General features: G+C 61.2%; 13 protein-coding genes and 1 pseudogene. 8 read left to right on the top strand and 6 right to left on the bottom strand.

All coding sequences use genetic code 11. The annotated features are described in order from the left end of the window. Window positions 1-170: 170 nt before the first annotated feature. On the bottom strand, window positions 171-1,517 hold the full coding sequence (locus ACSSNI_RS22525) for a nucleobase:cation symporter-2 family protein (protein WP_048330397.1): 1,347 nt from the start codon (window positions 1,515-1,517) through the stop codon (window positions 171-173). 387 nt (window positions 1,518-1,904) lie between these two features. Here ACSSNI_RS22525 and ACSSNI_RS22520 point away from each other — a divergent pair, with 387 nt between their 5' ends. Next, a complete protein-coding gene (locus tag ACSSNI_RS22520; protein WP_026088704.1) occupies window positions 1,905-2,567 on the top strand; it encodes a GntR family transcriptional regulator in 663 nt (220 codons plus the stop codon). 44 nt (window positions 2,568-2,611) lie between these two features. Here the strand turns inward: ACSSNI_RS22520 and ACSSNI_RS22515 are convergent. Beyond that, window positions 2,612-4,372 (bottom strand): annotated as a pseudogene (locus ACSSNI_RS22515) (methyl-accepting chemotaxis protein); the annotation flags it as partial. Window positions 4,373-4,462: 90 nt separating this feature from the next. Here ACSSNI_RS22515 and ACSSNI_RS22510 point away from each other — a divergent pair. Then, a complete protein-coding gene (locus ACSSNI_RS22510; protein ID WP_448260317.1) occupies window positions 4,463-5,083 on the top strand; it encodes a tyrosine-type recombinase/integrase in 621 nt (206 codons plus the stop codon). A 241-nt stretch (window positions 5,084-5,324) separates the two neighbouring features. Here the strand turns inward: ACSSNI_RS22510 and ACSSNI_RS22505 are convergent, their stop codons facing one another. The 3 genes from ACSSNI_RS22505 to tmexC are packed head-to-tail and all read right to left on the bottom strand — an operon-like array spanning window position 5,325 to window position 11,076. Further along, a complete protein-coding gene (locus tag ACSSNI_RS22505; RefSeq protein WP_003152694.1) occupies window positions 5,325-6,758 on the bottom strand; it encodes a multidrug efflux transporter outer membrane subunit TOprJ1 in 1,434 nt (477 codons plus the stop codon). A 4-nt stretch (window positions 6,759-6,762) separates the two neighbouring features. Then, window positions 6,763-9,897, bottom strand: coding sequence for a multidrug efflux RND transporter permease subunit TMexD2 (locus tag ACSSNI_RS22500; protein ID WP_027591160.1), 3,135 nt, complete (start codon window positions 9,895-9,897; stop codon window positions 6,763-6,765). Window positions 9,898-9,912: 15 nt separating this feature from the next. Next, window positions 9,913-11,076, bottom strand: a complete 1,164-nt coding sequence (gene tmexC / locus ACSSNI_RS22495) for a multidrug efflux RND transporter periplasmic adaptor subunit TMexC (RefSeq protein ID WP_037009368.1) — start codon at window positions 11,074-11,076, stop codon at window positions 9,913-9,915. 179 nt (window positions 11,077-11,255) lie between these two features. Here tmexC and ACSSNI_RS22490 point away from each other — a divergent pair, with 179 nt between their 5' ends. Continuing rightward, complete coding sequence (locus tag ACSSNI_RS22490) at window positions 11,256-11,813, top strand: TetR/AcrR family transcriptional regulator (protein ID WP_003152690.1); 558 nt, start codon at window positions 11,256-11,258, stop codon at window positions 11,811-11,813. Between the two features lie 182 nt (window positions 11,814-11,995). On the opposite strand, the gene ACSSNI_RS22485 is transcribed toward ACSSNI_RS22490, so the two are convergent. After that, on the bottom strand, window positions 11,996-12,328 hold the full coding sequence (locus ACSSNI_RS22485; protein WP_081798309.1) for a Qac family quaternary ammonium compound efflux SMR transporter: 333 nt from the start codon (window positions 12,326-12,328) through the stop codon (window positions 11,996-11,998). A 560-nt stretch (window positions 12,329-12,888) separates the two neighbouring features. On the opposite strand from ACSSNI_RS22485, the gene phnC reads away from it, so the two are divergent. The 5 genes from phnC to ACSSNI_RS22460 are packed head-to-tail and all read left to right on the top strand — an operon-like array spanning window position 12,889 to window position 17,279. Then, a complete protein-coding gene (gene phnC, locus ACSSNI_RS22480; RefSeq protein WP_003117867.1) occupies window positions 12,889-13,716 on the top strand; it encodes a phosphonate ABC transporter ATP-binding protein in 828 nt (275 codons plus the stop codon). After that, a complete protein-coding gene (gene phnD, locus ACSSNI_RS22475; RefSeq protein WP_003117866.1) occupies window positions 13,713-14,576 on the top strand; it encodes a phosphate/phosphite/phosphonate ABC transporter substrate-binding protein in 864 nt (287 codons plus the stop codon). The genes phnC and phnD overlap by 4 nt, the downstream gene beginning before the upstream one ends. A gap of 8 nt (window positions 14,577-14,584) precedes the next feature. Beyond that, on the top strand, window positions 14,585-15,412 hold the full coding sequence (phnE, locus tag ACSSNI_RS22470) for a phosphonate ABC transporter, permease protein PhnE (RefSeq protein WP_003298907.1): 828 nt from the start codon (window positions 14,585-14,587) through the stop codon (window positions 15,410-15,412). An 8-nt stretch (window positions 15,413-15,420) separates the two neighbouring features. Beyond that, window positions 15,421-16,431 carry a phosphonate dehydrogenase PtxD gene (gene ptxD / locus ACSSNI_RS22465; RefSeq protein WP_003152798.1) on the top strand — a complete coding sequence of 337 codons (1,011 nt, stop codon included), beginning with the start codon at window positions 15,421-15,423 and terminating at the stop codon, window positions 16,429-16,431. Then, entirely contained in the window at window positions 16,425-17,279 is an 855-nt protein-coding gene (locus ACSSNI_RS22460) for a LysR family transcriptional regulator (RefSeq protein ID WP_003118389.1), read from the top strand. The genes ptxD and ACSSNI_RS22460 overlap by 7 nt, the downstream gene beginning before the upstream one ends. The last annotated feature ends 65 nt before the right edge of the window (window positions 17,280-17,344 follow it).

The raw sequence follows: 17,344 nt of genomic DNA, 5'->3' as shown, positions 1-17,344 counted from the left end.
GTCACCAGCGTGGCCACCACAGCCAAGCTGGTTGCGCTTGCGCGCAACGCGCCATGCCTGGCGCACCAAAAAAAAGCGACCTATAAGGTCGCTCTAGTGTATTACCTGCCCCCTGGTAGCTATCAAGACAGGTAGCGTTTCACTTAATTATCACCAAACAATCAGAGATATCAGTTGGAGTGTTGACCAATACCCTCGCCAGTCGCGGCGTCGTTCTGCGGTTTTCTCAAACCGATACCGTTGAAAAAGATATTCAAGGTGATCGCGACAATTGCCGTGAGCAGAATCGGGCTTTCCAGGATCGGCCCCAACGAGGAAGGCAACTTGCTGAAAAAGTGCGGCGAGACCACGGGCAACATGCCCACCGCCAGGCTTATGGCGACGATATAAAGATTGCCGACATTCTTGAAATCCACCCGGCCGAGCACCTTCATGCCACTGGCCGTAACCATGCCGAACATTACGATGCCGGCACCGCCCAGCACATAGGGCGGAATCGACGCCACGAAGTAGGCCACCTTGGGAAACAGACCCAGCACAATCAGAATCGCCCCGGCCAACGCGCACACCCAGGGGCTGCGCACGCCCGTGATGCTGACCAGACCGATATTTTGCGCATACGAGGTGTACGGGAAGGTATTGAAGATGCCACCCACCGCCGTGCCGAGGGCATCGGCACGAAAGCCACGAACCAGGGTGCGTTCATCCATGGGCTTGTCGACGATCTCGCCCAAGGCAATGAACATGCCTGTCGACTCGATAAAGGTCACCAGCATCACGATGCACATGGCCGCCATGGGCCACAAATGGAACGTCGGCATACCGAAATGGAACGGCAGGATCACACCGAACACCGGGGCGTCCTCGATGCCGTCCAGGCTGACCAAACCTGCGCCAGCCGACAGGGCAAAACCGAATATCAGGCCCAGCAACACCGAGATGTTGTTGAGGAAACCCTTGGTGAAACGAACGATCAGCAAGATGCACAGCAGTACCGCACAGGCGATTGCCAGGTACAGCGGGCGGCCGAATTCGGCGTTGCCAAAACCACCGGCGGACCATGCCGCGGCAACTGACATCAGCGACAGCCCCACCGCGACAATCTCGGTACCTGTGACCACCGGCGGAAAGAATCGCAGCAGCTTGCCCACTAGAGGTGCCATGGCCAGGCCGAACAAGCCGGCAGCGATGGTGGCCCCAAAAATAGCCGACAAACCAGCGCTGGGATCGGAGCCGATGGCGATCATTGGGCCGATGGCCGTGAAGGTCACGCCCATCATCACCGGCATGCGGATACCGACCGGCCCGATACCGATGGCCTGGATGATGGTCACGATCCCGCAGGCGAAAAGGTCGGCATTGATCAGAAAGGCGATGTCGGTCTTGGACAGACCCAGCGCCGCGCCAAGCACCAGGGGAATGGCCACTGCCCCGGCATACATCACCATCACATGCTGGCACGCCAGCAGAAGCATGCGCAGGTATTGCGCCTTGTTTGGAGCCGAGATTGTCTTCATAAAACCCTGCACTGGTGGCTGGGACGGAGCAGTCCGCGCTTCCTGCGAACGTCGGCGGGGTGCCCCCGCCTCGCGGCCTGATCCGTCATCACAAAGGTCGTTGGTCGAATCCTGAAATATGACCAGTTTTCATTACTGGAGTACCAATATTGAGCAACTGGTATACCAGAGCGATGACAAAAAGCATTCTCCATGCCAGATCGACAATTTGTCTTATTGGTCAGGTTACTCGCGGTGAATTTTCTGAAAAGGCGTGACCCACCACGGGGAATATGCCCCACATACGATCGCCAGACCGCTACCCATCCCCAAGATGGTGCTCAGTGAAGGCGGATAAAGGCCTGTGGTAGGCTTCGCGGCTGCGAACGTCTATTGATAGCTGGTGCCATGCTCACCCAGAAAATTGTCTCTGCCATATCGGATGCGATCTACCACCGGCGCTTGCCGCCAGGCACAAAGCTAAATGAGCGGGATATTGCGGAGTTGTTCGATGTAAGCCGGACGGTGGTCCGGCAGGCGCTGATCCGGCTTTCGCAGGATCGCCTGGTGGAGGTGTCACCCAAACGCTCGTCATCCGTGGCCTGCCCGACCTTCGACGATGCGTACCAGCTCTACCAGATGCTCCTGGTACTGGAGAGCGGTGTGATTGACCAATTGACCAAGTCGATCACCCAGAACGAGCTGGAGATATTGCGTGCCCACACCCTCAAGGAGCAGGCCGCGCACCAAGCCCACGACCATGATCTGGGCGACAAACTGGGCCGTGAGTTTCACTCGCTGCTGATCTCGTTCCTGAAGAACGACATTCTCAACAACATCCACAACCAGCTGCGCCGGCAGGAAGCGCTGATCAACGCGCTATACCGCTCGGGCTTCGATTACTGCCAGCTGCGTGACGAGCACACCCGCCTGGTGGATTGCTTCGAGCGCCGCGACGCGGCGTCTGCCAAGAACCTGCTGGCCTCGCACTACAACCTGGTGATCAAGGGTTACAAGTTCAACACGGCGGTGCCGCCGGATATCGACCTTAAAGCGGTGCTGGGTCTGTAACCCGACGCGGGAGAAGCCTTAACTGCCTCTCCCGCCCGCGCTGCCTACAGCTTGAACCCGCCCATCTGCCGCGCCAGGTCGTCGGCCAGGCCGCTCAAGGTGCGGCACTCCTGACGACAATCATTCACCTCCCCCGCGGTAGCACGCGCCAGATCGGAAATGCCTTGTACGTTGCGGTTGATCTCCTCGGTCACCGCCGACTGTTCCTCGGTAGCGGCCGCCACCTGATGGTTCATGTCGCTGATGCGGTTCACCTGCTCGGTGATCGCCTCAAGTGAACGTCCCGTGCGCTGGCTGGAGGCAACCCCTGTCCCGGTAGCCGCCTGCCCCTTGTGCATCGAAGCCACAGCGTTTTCCGCGCCCTGCTTAAGGCCAGCGATCATGCTCTGAATCTCGTCGGTGGACAGCTGCGTACGACGCGCCAATGTGCGTACTTCATCCGCCACCACTGCAAAGCCGCGGCCCATTTCGCCGGCCCGCGCCGCTTCAATCGCTGCGTTCAGGGCGAGCAGATTAGTCTGTTCGGAGACGCCACGGATCACTGCCAGCACTTGGTCGATGGAGGCCACTTGCCGGGCCAGCTCGCCCACCGCGCCCGAAGCCGTGCCGATATCGTCAGACATGCTTTCAATATGGGAAATGGAGCCGCGCACCACCTCTCGGGCCTGCAACGCCTCCTCCCGAGCGCCATGCGACGCAGAAGCCGCACTGCCGGCGTTGCGCGCAATCTCCTGCACCGTCAGCCCCATTTCATGAACTGCAGTGGCCACCATCTCAGTCATTTCCTGTTGGCGGTCGGCACGCGTGGCGGTGTTGTCCACCACCTTCGCCACTTGGCCAACCGTGGAGCGCAGCCGCTCGCTGGTATTCAGCACGTCCGCGATCATCTCGCGCTGGCTGAGCAAAAAGCGGTTGAAGCCACGGGCCAGATCCCCCAACTCATCAGCACGGCTGTCATCCAGGCGATGGGTAAGGTCACCGCCGCCGCTGCCAATTGCCACCAAGGCACGGGTAACCTGCTGGATAGGCTTGACCAGGCTCTGCGCCAACCAAACCACCAATGCCAGACACACCAGCGCCACACCCGCACCGATCAGGCTGGTCAACCACAGCGCCTGGTGCGCTTGCGCATAGATTTGTGCTTCCGGCACCTCAGCGACTAACGTCCAATTCAAATCGCGCAATGGCAAGCTGATCGCCAGATAGGGCTCGCCCTCGCGCTCGAAAGCCGCCGATGACAGCGCAGACTTGCCCAGTACGGCCCGTGCTGCCGGTGCGCCAATCTGCTCGGCGAGTTGGCGATCACCGTTCAAATCGGTTTGCGGATGGATCTGAATCAGGCCGTCGTTGCGCACCAGGTACACCTTGCCGCGCTCGCCGAAACTGAAGTTTTTGATCAGAGTTGAGAGCTCGTCCATGCGCAAACCGAGGCCGGCAACGCCCAGCAACTGACCAGCTTTTTCCACGCGCAGATCGATAAACAGCGTGAGGGCGCCGGTATTGCCGTCGGTACCAATTTCGACGACGCGGCGCTGCGCACTGTCGAGGAAACGGTAATACCAGGCGTCTTGGGCGTTAGCGCGGCTCAGCGTGCGCTCCAGCCCCTTTTCACTGTAATGGCGACTGGTTGCCGAAGAAATCACGAAAGCCGTGGCGGCCTTGTGCTGCTCCAACACTCCACTCAGGTAGCTGACAAAGCGTGGTAGATCGGCACCATTTTCGCTCTCCGCCAACCAGTCGCGCACCATTGTGTTGCTGGCAATATCGTCCGCTGCCGTCAGCGGTTGCATCAGAATTCGCTCGATTTTCGATAATTCCAAGCGTCCGCTTCTGGCCGGTTAGCGACCACCGTTCAGGCTAGCCATTCTTGTCCTCCCACACGTGGAGGACTTGCTATGAACATCATCGCTACCTGCAGCCGCCAGCCCTGGAACAAAGGAAAACTGGTCGGACAGAAAACTCCACTCCGACTGAGAGATATCTGGGCCATCCGAGTAAGGCTTCAAATTGCAGAAAGAACTCGGGATCTGGCTCTCTTCGACCTGGCCATCGACAGCAAGCTTCGAGCCTGCGACTTAACCAAGCTCCGTGTGCGGGACGTTGCCCATGGTGAGCAGGTGTCATCACGAGCAATAGTGATGCAGCAGAAAACACAGCGGCCAGTGCAGTTCGAGATCACTGAGCAAACTCGGGCGGCGCTCGCGGCTTGGATACATCAAGTACAGCTCCGCGGCGAGGACTACCTGTTCCCGAGTCGACTGCATAACTCAGACCATCTATCCACTCGTCAGTACGCCCGTATCGTCAAAGGCTGGGTGAAAGCCATTGGCCTTGACCCAGCCATGTATGGCACTCACACAATGAGACGCACGAAGGCATCACTGATCTATCGCAGGACGAAGAACCTGCGGGCCGTTCAACTGCTGCTCGGCCATACGAAGCTGGAGAGCACCGTTCGATATCTGGGAATTGAGGTCGATGACGCCTTGGAAATGACGGAACAGACCGAAGTGTGACCATGTGTAGCGACGGCCAAAGTCAGGCCGTCGCTAACCGGCCAGAAGCAGTCAATCAATGCGTTACAGTGATTTTTTGCAGCTCTTTATAGAGCCGTTAGCTGCCGCCACCAATAATCCATAGGCCTGCCAGTCGTCAGAGAGTCTTATTCTCGATCAGGCGATTTCCCCGTGGATGACCAGTAGCTCACTGGTGATGGAGCCAGAGTCCTGTCTTCGAATGCAGGACTCCTGGCTTTGCTCACTCAGCGCCGATCCCGGCCATCGGTTCAGTTTGGCCCCAGCCACCGCCCAGAGACCTGAACAGGTCAACCAGCGCAATCTGCCGTTCCGTGCTGATTTGAATTAGTGTGGTCTGGTTGCTAAAGGTGCTGCGCTGGGCGTCAAGATAACGCAGGTAGTCGTCCACGCCGCCCTCGTAACGCGCCTTAGCCAGGGCCATCGCAGCCTCGCTGGAACCGGCCAGAGCCTGGCGGGCAGCCTCCTCGCGGCGCAGGGTGTCGGTGGCGGCCAGGGCATCGGCCACTTCGCGGAAGGCGGTCTGGATGGTGCCTTCGTAGTCGGCCACCGCCGCGTCCTGGCGCACTTCGGCGAGGTCCAGGTTGGCGCGGTTGCGGCCACCGGCGAAGATCGGCAGCGACAGCGTCGGGGCAAAGCTCCAGGCCCGCGAGCCGCCATCGAACAATCCGGACAACTCGGCACTGGAGCTGCCCACCGAACCGGTCAGGCTGATCCGGGGAAAGAACGCGGCGCGAGCTGCACCGATATCGGCATTGCGCGCCTTGAGGCGGTGCTCGCTGGCGAGAATGTCCGGGCGCCGTTCGATCAGTTCCGAGCTGGTGCCGGGGGCGATGTCCTGCAGCACCATCAGGTCGTCGCGGGGCGTCGCGGGCAGCAGGCGAGCGGCATCTGGCGTGCCGAGCAACAGGACCAGGGCGTTGTCCGCCTGGCGTAACTGGCGTTCGGTGCTCTCGCGCTCGGCCCTAGCCTGTTCGGCAAGGCCGACCGCTTCCTGGTAATCCAGGGCGGTGGCGGCCCCCGCTGCACGGCGCTGGCTGACCAGCTCCAGCGAGGCCATGCGGCTGTCCAGGGTTTGTTCGACCAGGGCCATGCGGCGTAGCGCACCATCGCGGGTCAGGTAGGCCTGGATGACCTCGGCAACCAGGCTGATCTGCGTGGCACGGGTCGCCTCCTCGGTCGCCAGGTAGGTCTCCAGCGCGGCCTCGGAGAGGTTGCGCACGCGGCCGAACAGGTCGACTTCGTACTCCGCGAGGCCGAGGCCGACCTGATAGTTGCTGGTCACTTCCGAGCGCCCGGTCTGCGACAGATCGGCAGGCAGGCGCTGGCGGTTGCCGCTGGCATTGGCGTTGATCGAAGGCAGGCGATCAGCACGCTGGATGCGGTACTGGGCACGCGCAGCTTCGATATCCAGCAGCGCCTGGCGCAGGCTGCGGTTGTTGCTCAGCGCCGTATCCACCGCGCGGCGCAAGTCGGCATCGACGATGAAGGTCTGCCAGTCCAGCGCCTGGGCACGGGCGCCCTCCGCGTCGGCGGCTTGCCAGTGCGACGCGACCGGTGCCTGCGGGCGCTCGTAGGTCGGGGCCAGCGAACACCCCGCCAGGGCGGCAATGGCCAGGGGCAGCAGAGCGCGACGGAGCATGAAGTGAGAGGTCATCGCATTACTCCGCTTTATGCAGGGGATGGTTGTCGGTTTGCTGAGGTTTGGTGCGCAGCAGCGACAGCACCCAGACGAAGAAGATCGGCACGAAGATCACCCCGAGCATGGTCGCGCTGAGCATCCCGCCCAGCACCCCGGTGCCCAGTGCGCGCTGGCTCGCAGCGCCGGCGCCAGTGGCGATGGCCAGCGGCACCACGCCGAGCATGAACGCCATGGAGGTCATGATGATCGGGCGGAAACGCAGGCGCGCGGCTTCGACAGCGGCATCGCGCAGCGAGTAGCCGTCTTCCCACAGGTCCTTGGCGAACTCGACGATGAGAATGGCGTTCTTCGCCGCCAGGCCGATCACGGTGATCAGGCCGACCTTGAAGTACACGTCGTTGGGCAGGCCGATGGCAGTCACCGCCAGTACCGCGCCGAGTGCGCCGACCGGCACGATCAGCATCACCGTCAGCGGGATCGCCCAGCTCTCGTAGAGCGCCACCAGCAGCAGGAACACCACGGTGATGGCCAGCGCGAACAGCATCGTCGCCTGGCCGCTGGCGACCCGCTCCTGATACGAAAGCCCGGTCCACTCGTAGCCGATACCTTCGGGCAGCTCGGCAGCGATGCGCTCCAGTTCGAGCATCGCCTCGCCAGTGCTCACGCCGGGCGCGGCGTCACCGGCAATGCGGATCGACGGGTAACCGTTGTAACGCGCGACCTGCACCGGGCCTTCCTCCCAGCTCGTGGTGACGAAAGCACTCAGCGGTACCAGGCTGCCGCTGTCGTTGGGCACATGCAGGCGCAGGACGCTTTCCGGCGTCATGCGCTCGGCCTGTTCGGCCTGTACCACCACGCGCTGCTGGCGGCCGGCGTTGGCGAAGTCGTTGATCACCGACGAGCCGAACGCAGTGGACAGCGCGCTGCTGATCGCTTCGAAGCTGACACCCAGCGTGCGGGCCTGCTCACGGTCGATCACCAGGCGCAGCTGCGGCGCCTCGGCCAGACCTTCCATCATGGCGTAGAGGAACTTCGGATTGCCGTTGACCTTGCCCAGCACTTCATCGCGCGCTGCCAACAGGGCATCGCGGCCAAGGCCGGCGCGGTCCTGCAGGCGCAGGGCGAAACCACCCGAGTTGCCCAGGCCTTCGACCGGCGGTGGCGGCACCGCCATGATCGCGCCGTCATCGAGGTTGGCGAAGTGCTGGTTGACCGCAGCCGACTCGGCTTCCGGCGACTGCGAAGAATCTCGCTCGGACCAGTCCTTGAGCAGCGGGAAGGCAATGGCCGCGTTCTCACCCATGCCGGAGAAGCTGAAGCCGAGGACCAGAAAGGACGTCTGCACGGCCTCGCGGGCCATCAGAAACTCTTCCAGCTCCTCACCCGTGGCCGAGGTGCGCTCACGGGTAGCGCCTGGCGGCAACTGGATGTCGACGATCATGTAGCCCTGGTCTTCCACCGGCACGAAGGATTCCGGCAGGCGCAGGTAGAAGAAACCCATCAGCACCACCACGCCCAGGTAGATGAACATCACCCGCCCGGCGCGCGGCACCAGCTTGCCGTTGAGTTTGGTGTAGCGGCCGGTCAGGGCGGTGAACTTGCGGTTGAACCAGCCGAAGAAACCGGTCTTCTCGTGATGGCCCTCGGGGATCGGTTTGAGCAGCGTGGCACACAGCGCCGGGGTGAAGGTCAGCGCAAGAAAGCCCGAGAACAGGATCGACACCGCCAGCGACAGCGAGAACTGCTGGTAGATCACCCCCACCGAGCCGGCCATGAAGGCCAGCGGCAGGAACACCGCCGACAGCACCAGGGTGATACCGATGATCGCCCCGGACACCTGCCCCATCGCCTTGATGGTCGCCGGCACCGGCGCCAGGCCTTCCTCGGCCATGATCCGCTCGACGTTCTCCACCACCACGATGGCGTCGTCCACCAAGATGCCGATGGCCAGCACCATGCCGAACATGGTCATCATGTTCACCGAGAAGCCCAGCAGGTACATGAAGGTCAGGGTACCAAGCAGACACACCGGCACGACGATGGACGGGATCAGGGTGTAGCGCACGTTCTGCAGGAACAGGAACATCACCAGGAACACCAGCACCATGGCCTCGATGAGGGTCATGATGACCTTGTCGATGGCCACGTCGACGAAGCGCGAGGTGTCGTACGGCACGGAGAACTCGACGTTGTCCGGGAAGTTGGCCGACAGCTCGGTCAGACGCTGCTTGACCGCCTCGGCGGTCTGGATCGCGTTGGCACCGGGCGACAGCTGCACGGCGGCGGCAACGGCGGGCTTGCCGTCCTGGCGCGAGCCGAAGTTGTAGTCCTGGCTGCCGACCTCGATGCGTGCCACGTCGCCCAGGGTCAGGCGCGAGCCGTCCTGGTTGGCACGCAGCACGATGGCGGCGAATTCCTGCGGGTTGTCCAGGGTGCCCTTGACCGCCAGGGTCGCCGTCAGCTCCTGCTCGCTGGAACCCGGCGTGCTGCCGAAGGCACCGGCCGGCACCTGCACGTTCTGCGCGCGGATCGCGTTGTTCACGTCATCGATGGACAGGCCGTAGCCGACCAGCTTCTGCGGATCGATCCACACGCGCATGGCCGCCTCGGAGGCGAAGAACTGCAGCTTGCCGACGCCGTTCACGCGACGGATTTCGTTGTTGATGTTGCGCGCGGCGTAATCGGCCAGCGCCGTGACGTTGGCGTCCTTGTCGCCATCGGTGTAGCTCAGCGCATAGATCAGCAGGAAGCCGGCGGTGGCCTGCTCGGTCTGGATGCCGAGGGTCAGCACGGCCTGCGGCATACGTGCCTCGGCCTTCTTCAGACGGTTCTGCACGTCAACCTGGGCCAGTTCGGGGTCGGTCCCTGGCTGGAAGGTGACGGTGATCTCGGCGATGCCGTTGGCGTTGCTGGTGGACTCGAAGTACAGCAGGTTCTTGGCGCCGTTGAGTTCTTCCTCGATGACGCTGGTCACCGAGTCGGTGAGCACCTGCGCCGAAGCGCCGGGATAGGTGGCGGTCACGGTGATCTGCGGCGGCGCCACGTTGGGGTACTGCGCCACCGGCAGGAACGGGATGGCCAGCAGGCCACCCAGCGAGATGAACAGGGCGACTACCCAGGCGAAATTGGGGCGCCGGATGAAAAACAGGGACATGAGAGGTTCTCCGGCTTACTGCGCCTGGGACTGTGGAGCGGCTTCGGCGGCATCTTGCTCGCGGGGGATGACCTTGGCGCCCGGACGGATAGCCGCCAGCGAGCTGGTGATCACCTTGTCGCCGACCTGCAGGCCCTCGCTGATCTGCCAGCGCGAGCCCTGCATGGCACCGGTGGTGACCTGGCGCGCCTCGACGGTATCGCCCTGCCCCAGCAGCATCACGCTGGCCTGACCGTCAGCCGAACGCTGCACGGCACGTTGCGGCACCAGGATGGCGTTCTGGTTGAGCCCCTGCGGCGTGCGCACACGCACGTACATACCCGGCAGCAACACGCCCTCGGGGTTGTCGAACTGCCCTCGCAGGGCGATTTGCCCGGTGCTGCGATCCACCGAGATATCAGTGAACAGCAGCGTGCCCTTGCTCTCGATATCGGTACCATCGACGCGCAGCGACAACGGCTGGTCGCTAGCGCCGGCAACCTTGCCCTCGGCGATGGCCGCGCGCAGGCGCAGGGCGTCGGCAGCCGGCTGGGTGAAGTCGGCGTACACCGGATCAAGTTGCTGGATACGCGCTAGCAGAGTCGCCTCACCCTGGCCTACCAGCGCCCCTTCGGTGACCTGGGCTCGGCCGATGCGTCCGGCAATGGGTGCGCGAACCTCGGCATAGCCCAGGTCCAGGCGGGCGGTTTCGACATTGGCCTGGGCCGATCGCTTGTCGGCCTGGGCACTCTGCAGAGCGGCCTTGGCGTTGTCGAAATCCTGCTGGCTGACGGCGTTGATCTTCACCAGCGGCTCGTATCGGCGAACCATCGCCTGGGCCTGGAACAACTGCGCCTCGGCGCGGGCCAGTTCACCCTGCGCCCGCGACAGGGCCGCTTTGAACGGCGCAGGGTCGATCTGGAACAGCACGTCGCCGGCCTTCACGTCGGCCCCTTCCTCAAAGGTGCGCTTGAGCACGATCCCCGCCACCCGCGCGCGCACCTCGGCGACACGCACCGGCTCGATGCGTCCTGGTAGCTCGGCAACCACGGTGAAGGGCTCGGTCTGCACGCTGAGCACATCGACTTCACGCGCCGGCGCCTCCTCCCCTTGCTCTTCGGGCTTGTCGCAGCCAACCAGGGTCACGGCGACCAAACAGGAGATCACGGAAAAAGTGATCCACTCGCGAAATTTGTTCATATCTCACCCAAGCACGAAGCCAGTACGTAGTCGAAGCCGCGCATGATCCACACTAAAATCAAATGAGTCAATATTGACTCATTTGATTTTAGTGTGAACAAAGCTAGTATCCTCTTTGAGAAAAATGAGTGTTCTAGGCAAAATACCCGCATCTGCCTGCGATAGATAAAGAGTGACCGATGGATTTAACTGCTGCCGATGAGAAATTGCTGAAGGCCCTGGCGATCGCCATCGTTGACCACCCGCGAGCCACGTTCAAAGAAATAGCCCAGGCAGCGGGAGTCAGCAAGGCGACGCTAAACAGGTTTTGCGGCACCCGCGACAACCTGATCGAGATGCTTCTGGATCATGGTTCGGTGGTTATTTATCGGGTCATTGCCGATGCCGATCTTGAGTCGGCGCCCTTGGACGCATTGCATCGCCTGATCGAAGGCCATTTGACTCACAGGGAGTTGTTGGTTTTCCTCTCATTTCAGTGGCGCCCGGACACGTTTGATTTAGATGCAGGCGGCTGCCGATGGCTGCCTTACTCAGAAACGCTGGACGAGTTCTTTCTACGCGGGCAAAAACTGGGCGTATTCCGTATCGATATCGGTGCCCCGGCGCTTACCGAAATCTTCTCCTCCTTGATCTTCGGCCTGGTAGACGCCGAGCGCCGCGGCCGTATCGCACGCGCAGGTATGGCGGCGTTGATCGAGCAATTCTTCCTGAACGGCGCTTGCAACTACCAAACTTAACGGAAAGCAACGCTCAGTTTTTTTCCAATGGGTTGGCAGTGTCCGTTTTTGGCCGGTCGTGAGCGACCACAATAGGTTGGAATAGGCATACTCTTTTACCGGCAATCCCGCTCAGTTCGAGACAGGCCATTAGCTGCTGACGTGGTTAAAGCTGAAGTTTTACCTATTCCAGCTCAGTAGAGCTAATGGGCGCTACCTTTAGACAGTAAGTTAAGAACAGCAACGCCGCCAACAATCATTGCCATGCCGATGAACGCCCAAATATCTAGTTTCTGCCCATAAAATACCCAGGCGACAGCTGTCACCAATACAATTCCGAGCCCTGCCCAAACTGCATATGCAATGCCCATGGGAATAGTCTTTAAGGCTAGGGATAAAAAGTAAAAAGCGAGGCCGTAACCTAAAACAACTAATATTGACGGAAGTGGTTTTGTGAATCCTTCGCTTGCTTTTAAAGCAGATGTGGCTACTACTTCACCAAATATTGCAACAGCCAAAAACAGCCAATTATTCATTTGCCTTCTCCGCATGTAGGTGTATGAAGATTTTAATTTTTTTATTCAAAAAAATGCAGTCTTGCGATAAAGAATTTACTGTGAGCAAAGTTGTGTAGGCGCTGAGCATGCAAAACTGCGCATTGATTCTTGCGGTAATGTGTGCGCATCGTTCAATGCGATATAGCGCGAGGGTTCGGGCCGCAAGAAACTTCCGGAAGGTGATCTGACCACAGTAGGCAGGCGCGATTTCGAGCGATAGAACGCTAAAAAAGGGGCATGAACGACTGTCTGCTTCTGGCCGCTAGTGTGCGCTCTCTTGCTTGGATGGCATTACGTTCTGGCCCAACGTTACTGTAGCGAATCCGCAGCAGTATCAATCAAAGCCTCCTGTATCCCGCGTGAAGAAAGACGCTACGTTGCGCCCGTTCTTCCACGGCTTCGCTTGCCGCCCCGCTACGGCAGATTCGAAGCATTCATCGAAATGTCATCATTTAGAAGCAGTGCGTTAACAAGGAATTTCTACCCTTTGCATCGCGAACCGCAATTGTGCGGCCAGCAATATTGCGAAAGGTGATCAAATGACGCCCCATCCGATACAGGACGCCGTGCTGCGGGTCGACCGGTTGAGCGTCGTCTACCCAGGCGGCGTGACAGCCCTACGCGATACCTCGATTGCATTTCGGCGTGGTGAGTTCACCGTGCTGCTTGGTCTCTCGGGCGCAGGCAAGTCGACCTTGCTCCGTAGCCTCAATCGACTCGTCACGCCCACTCGCGGCAGTGTCACCAGCGAGCTCGGTGAGCTCGGCAGCGGCTCGGCCTTGCGTCAGCATCGTCGGCGTACCGCCATGATCTTTCAGCACCACCAGCTAATCGAACGTCAAAGCGCACTGGCTAATGTGCTTACCGGTCGGCTGGCCTTTCACAACACGCTCCGCTCGCTGTTTCCTCTGCCGCGTGCCGATCAGGAGATTGCGCTCAGTTGCCTCGCTCGGGTCGGTCTGGCAGACAAGGCGCTAAGCCGGGTGGACAAACTGTCCGGTGGCCAGCAGCAGCGGGTAGGCATCGCGCGTGCGCTAGCGCAACAGCCCGCGATCATTCTTGCCGATGAGCCGGTAGCCAGTCTCGACCCGGCCACTTCGGTCCGTGTTCTCGGACTGCTGCGCGACATCTGCAAGGAAGACGGCATCACCGCCATCGTTTCGCTGCATCAACTCGAATATGCCCGCCGCTTCGCCGATCGCGTCGTCGGGCTGGCCGATTCTCAGATCGTTTTCGATGCCGCGCCCTCGGAACTCACCGATGCGCAGCTTGAGCGCATCTATGCAGGCCGCTCTACGACTCAGCCAGCAACTGCTCCGGCTGAAACCCCTGTCATGCTCGCACCTTCACTGGAGATGTCCCGATGAAACGCTTATCCGCTCTCTTATTGACCTGTTTGCTGTCCGCTGTTTCAAGTCTGTCCGCCGTAGCGGCCGATGCCGATCCGGATGTGCTAAAGGTTGCGCTGCTGCCGGACGAAAACGCCTCGGAGTTGATCAAGCGAAACCAGCCGCTGAAGGATTATCTGGAAGAGCATCTGGACAAGAAGGTGCAGCTGATCGTAACCACCGACTATTCCTCGATGATTGAGGCGATGCGCTTTGGCCGTATCGACCTGGCGTATTTCGGTCCGCTGTCCTACGTCATGGCCAAAAGCAAAAGCGACATCGAGCCCTTCGCTGCCATGGTCATCGACGGCAAGCCGACCTATCGCTCAGTGATTATCGCCAATGTGGCGTCAGGCGTGAATGAGTATGCCGACCTTAAGGGCAAGAAGATGGCCTATGGTGACCGGGCATCGACGTCCAGCCATCTGATTCCCAAAACCGTGCTTCTTGAGACGGCCGAGCTGACGGGTGGGCAGGACTACGAACAACATTTTGTGGGCACGCATGACGCCGTTGCCGTCAACGTGGCGAACGGAAACGCCGATGCGGGTGGGCTGTCGGAGGTAATTTTCAATCAAGTAGCCGAACGTGGCCTAATCGATCCGAGCAAGGTGAAAGTACTTGGTTACAGCGGCGAATATCCCCAATACCCCTGGGCGATGCGCTCGAACCTGAGCCCCGAGCTGAAAACCAAGGTGCGGGATGTATTCGTCGGTATCGACGATCCCGAAGTGCTGCGCAACTTCAAAGCCGAGGCCTTCGCGCCAATCACCGACGCCGACTACGATGTGATTCGCAACATGGGATCGCTGCTCGGCCTCGACTTCGCCACGATGTGAGCACCGATATGTCTACTCATCATGACGTGCAGGCGCTGCCTGCAGAGCAACGCGAGCACATCCTTCGAGGCTTCGGCCTCGGTTGGTGGCGCCAGCTGGGGCAGGTGGCAATTGTACTCGGAGTGGTGCTGTTGGCCTGCTGGTACGTGGGGCTGCTCGATGCCACCACGCTGCTGAACGGGCTGCCCTCCATCGCGACCCTGGCAGGCGAGGCCATGCCGCCAGACTTTTCGGGCTATCGAAGCTGGATTCGCCCGTTGATCGACACGCTGGCGATGAGCATCGCCGGCACGGCCATCGCAGTGGTGTTCTCGCTGGTGGTGGCCTTCGTTGCAGCGCGCAATACGGCGCCGCACCCCCTTGTGTTCGGTGTTGCCCGGGTGCTGCTCAATGCCCTGCGGTCGGTGCCGGAGCTGATCATGGGCATCATCTTCGTTGCAGCCGTAGGGTTCGGCGCCTTGCCGGGCGTGCTTGCCCTGGGTCTGCATTCGATCGGCATGGTCGGCAAGTTCTTCGCCGAGGCCATCGAGCACGTCGACGAAGCGCCGGTGGAAGCCGCTCGGGCGGCGGGGGCTACGCCGATGCAAGTGCTGCTGCACGCGGTTTTGCCACAGGTGACTCCGCAGTTCGCCGACGTGGCGATCTACCGCTGGGAATACAACTTTCGCGCCTCCACCGTGATGGGCATGGTTGGCGCCGGCGGTATCGGCTTCGAACTCATGGGCTCGCTGCGCATCATGCAGTACCAGGAGGTTGCAGCAATCCTGCTGGTCATCCTGGCCATGGTCACGCTAGTAGACGCCTTCAGTGGCGTGCTGCGCAAACGTTTCAAATAGGACAAACCATGCTGCCGAAACTCGTTATAACTCACCGAGTACACGATGAGATCCTGCAACTGCTGGCGCCACATTGCGAGCTGATGACCAACCAGAGCGACAGCACGCTGACGCGCGAGGAAATTCTGCGCCGCTGCCGCGATGCTCAGGCGATGATGGCGTTCATGCCCGATCGGGTCGATGCAGAATTTCTCCAAGCCTGCCCCGAGCTGCGTGTGGTCGGCTGCGCGCTCAAGGGCTTCGACAATTTCGATGTGGACGCCTGTACTGCCCGCGGGGTCTGGTTGACCTTCGTGCCTGATCTGTTGACGGTCCCGACTGCCGAGCTGGCGATCGGACTGGCGGTGGGGCTGGGGCGGCATCTGCGCGCAGCAGATGCGTTCGTCCGCTCTGGCGAGTTCCAGGGCTGGCAACCACAGTTCTACGGCACGGGGCTGGATAACGCGACGGTCGGCATCCTTGGCATGGGCGCCATCGGACAGGCCATGGCTGAGCGCTTGCAGGGATGGGGCGCGACCCTGCAGTACCACGAGGCGAAGGCTCTGGATACACAAACCGAGCAACGGCTCGGCCTGCGCCAGGTGGCGTGCAGCGAACTCTTCGCCAGCTCGGACTTCATCCTGCTGGCGCTTCCCTTGAATGCCGATACTGAGCATCTGGTCAACGCCGAGCTGCTTGCCCTCGTACGGCCGGGCGCTCTGCTTGTAAACCCCTGTCGTGGTTCGGTAGTGGATGAAGCCGCCGTGCTCGCGGCGCTTGAGCGAGGCCAGCTCGGCGGGTATGCGGCGGATGTATTCGAAATGGAAGACTGGGCTCGCGCGGACCGGCCGCGGCTGATCGATCCTGCGCTGCTCGCGCATCCGAATACGCTCTTCACTCCGCACATAGGGTCGGCAGTGCGCGCGGTGCGCCTGGAGATTGAACGTTGTGCAGCGCAGAGCATCATCCAGGCGTTGGCAGGTGCGCGCCCAATCAACGCTGCGAACCGTCTGCCCCAGGCCGAGCCTGCCGCATGTTGAATCCGGTCTGGCTGAAGAGCCTGGTAGCGATCGTTCAAACAGGCAGTTTTCAGAGCGCGGCGAGGGCGTTGGGGCTGGCCCAGCCGACGGTGTCGCAGCACTTGCAGAAGCTTGAAGAGCAGGTCGGCGTAACGCTGGTGCAGCGCAGTCGTAGCGGCTGCCAGCCTACCACACGTGCGCTGGCCTTCATGCCGCATGCGACCGCCTTGCTCGACATGCACGCCCGGGCGCTAGAAGCCCTGCATGGAAATAGTGAGCGCGTCGGGGCCAGCTCCAACATCGGCACCTACCTTCTCCAGCCATTCGTGCGCAGCTATCTGACGACCGCAAATGAGAGGGGCGAGGTGGATCTGCGCATCGCCGCCAACCCGGATGTGGCCGACCAGCTACTGGCGGGCCAGCTCGACGCCGCGATCATGGAATGGTGGCTACCTCACCCCGACTTCGAACACCGCCTCTGGCGGGTCGAGCCGCTGGTACTTATCGTCAGCCCCGACCATCCGCTGGCTGAAGCAGGGTGCATAGAACGCGATCGTCTGGTGGACCTGCCGATGCTGGGAGGTGAACCGGGTAGCGGTACCGGACGGCTTCTGACCGAATACTTTGGCGAGCTGGGCGTGCCTCGCAGCGGTATGCAGCTAGGCAGCACCGAGGCAGTCAAACAAGCAGTCAGGGCGGGACTCGGCGTGTCGTTGGTGATGGCTTCCGCAGTACAAGACGAAGTTCGCAGTGGCGCGCTGGTAGCTCTTCCCATCCCGGGGCTTGAAAAGCGTCTCCAACTGATCTGGCGCAAACCGCCCGGAAATCTGCACCCGCCGGGATTTGTGCGGCACTTATTGGCCGGTTAGCGACGGCCTGACTTCGACCGTCGCTATACATGGTCAAACCTCGGTCTGCTCTGCCATTTCCAAGG

It is taken from the genome of Stutzerimonas tianxiuensis (genome assembly GCF_053470365.1).
Note: the sequence above shows the minus strand (reverse complement) of the source record. Positions and strands in the feature narration are given on the sequence as shown.

Coding starts and splice junctions, on each gene's coding strand:
- ACSSNI_RS22505 (WP_003152694.1), bottom strand. CDS start 6,758: ATGACCTCTCACTTCATGCTCCGTCGCGCTCTGCTGCCCCTGGCCATT.
- ACSSNI_RS22500 (WP_027591160.1), bottom strand. CDS start 9,897: ATGTCCCTGTTTTTCATCCGGCGCCCCAATTTCGCCTGGGTAGTCGCC.
- phnC (WP_003117867.1), top strand. CDS start 12,889: ATGACGCCCCATCCGATACAGGACGCCGTGCTGCGGGTCGACCGGTTG.
- ACSSNI_RS22520 (WP_026088704.1), top strand. CDS start 1,905: ATGCTCACCCAGAAAATTGTCTCTGCCATATCGGATGCGATCTACCAC.
- tmexC (WP_037009368.1), bottom strand. CDS start 11,076: ATGAACAAATTTCGCGAGTGGATCACTTTTTCCGTGATCTCCTGTTTG.
- ptxD (WP_003152798.1), top strand. CDS start 15,421: ATGCTGCCGAAACTCGTTATAACTCACCGAGTACACGATGAGATCCTG.
- ACSSNI_RS22490 (WP_003152690.1), top strand. CDS start 11,256: ATGGATTTAACTGCTGCCGATGAGAAATTGCTGAAGGCCCTGGCGATC.
- phnE (WP_003298907.1), top strand. CDS start 14,585: ATGTCTACTCATCATGACGTGCAGGCGCTGCCTGCAGAGCAACGCGAG.
- ACSSNI_RS22460 (WP_003118389.1), top strand. CDS start 16,425: ATGTTGAATCCGGTCTGGCTGAAGAGCCTGGTAGCGATCGTTCAAACA.
- ACSSNI_RS22510 (WP_448260317.1), top strand. CDS start 4,463: ATGAACATCATCGCTACCTGCAGCCGCCAGCCCTGGAACAAAGGAAAA.
- ACSSNI_RS22525 (WP_048330397.1), bottom strand. CDS start 1,517: ATGAAGACAATCTCGGCTCCAAACAAGGCGCAATACCTGCGCATGCTT.
- phnD (WP_003117866.1), top strand. CDS start 13,713: ATGAAACGCTTATCCGCTCTCTTATTGACCTGTTTGCTGTCCGCTGTT.
- ACSSNI_RS22485 (WP_081798309.1), bottom strand. CDS start 12,328: ATGAATAATTGGCTGTTTTTGGCTGTTGCAATATTTGGTGAAGTAGTA.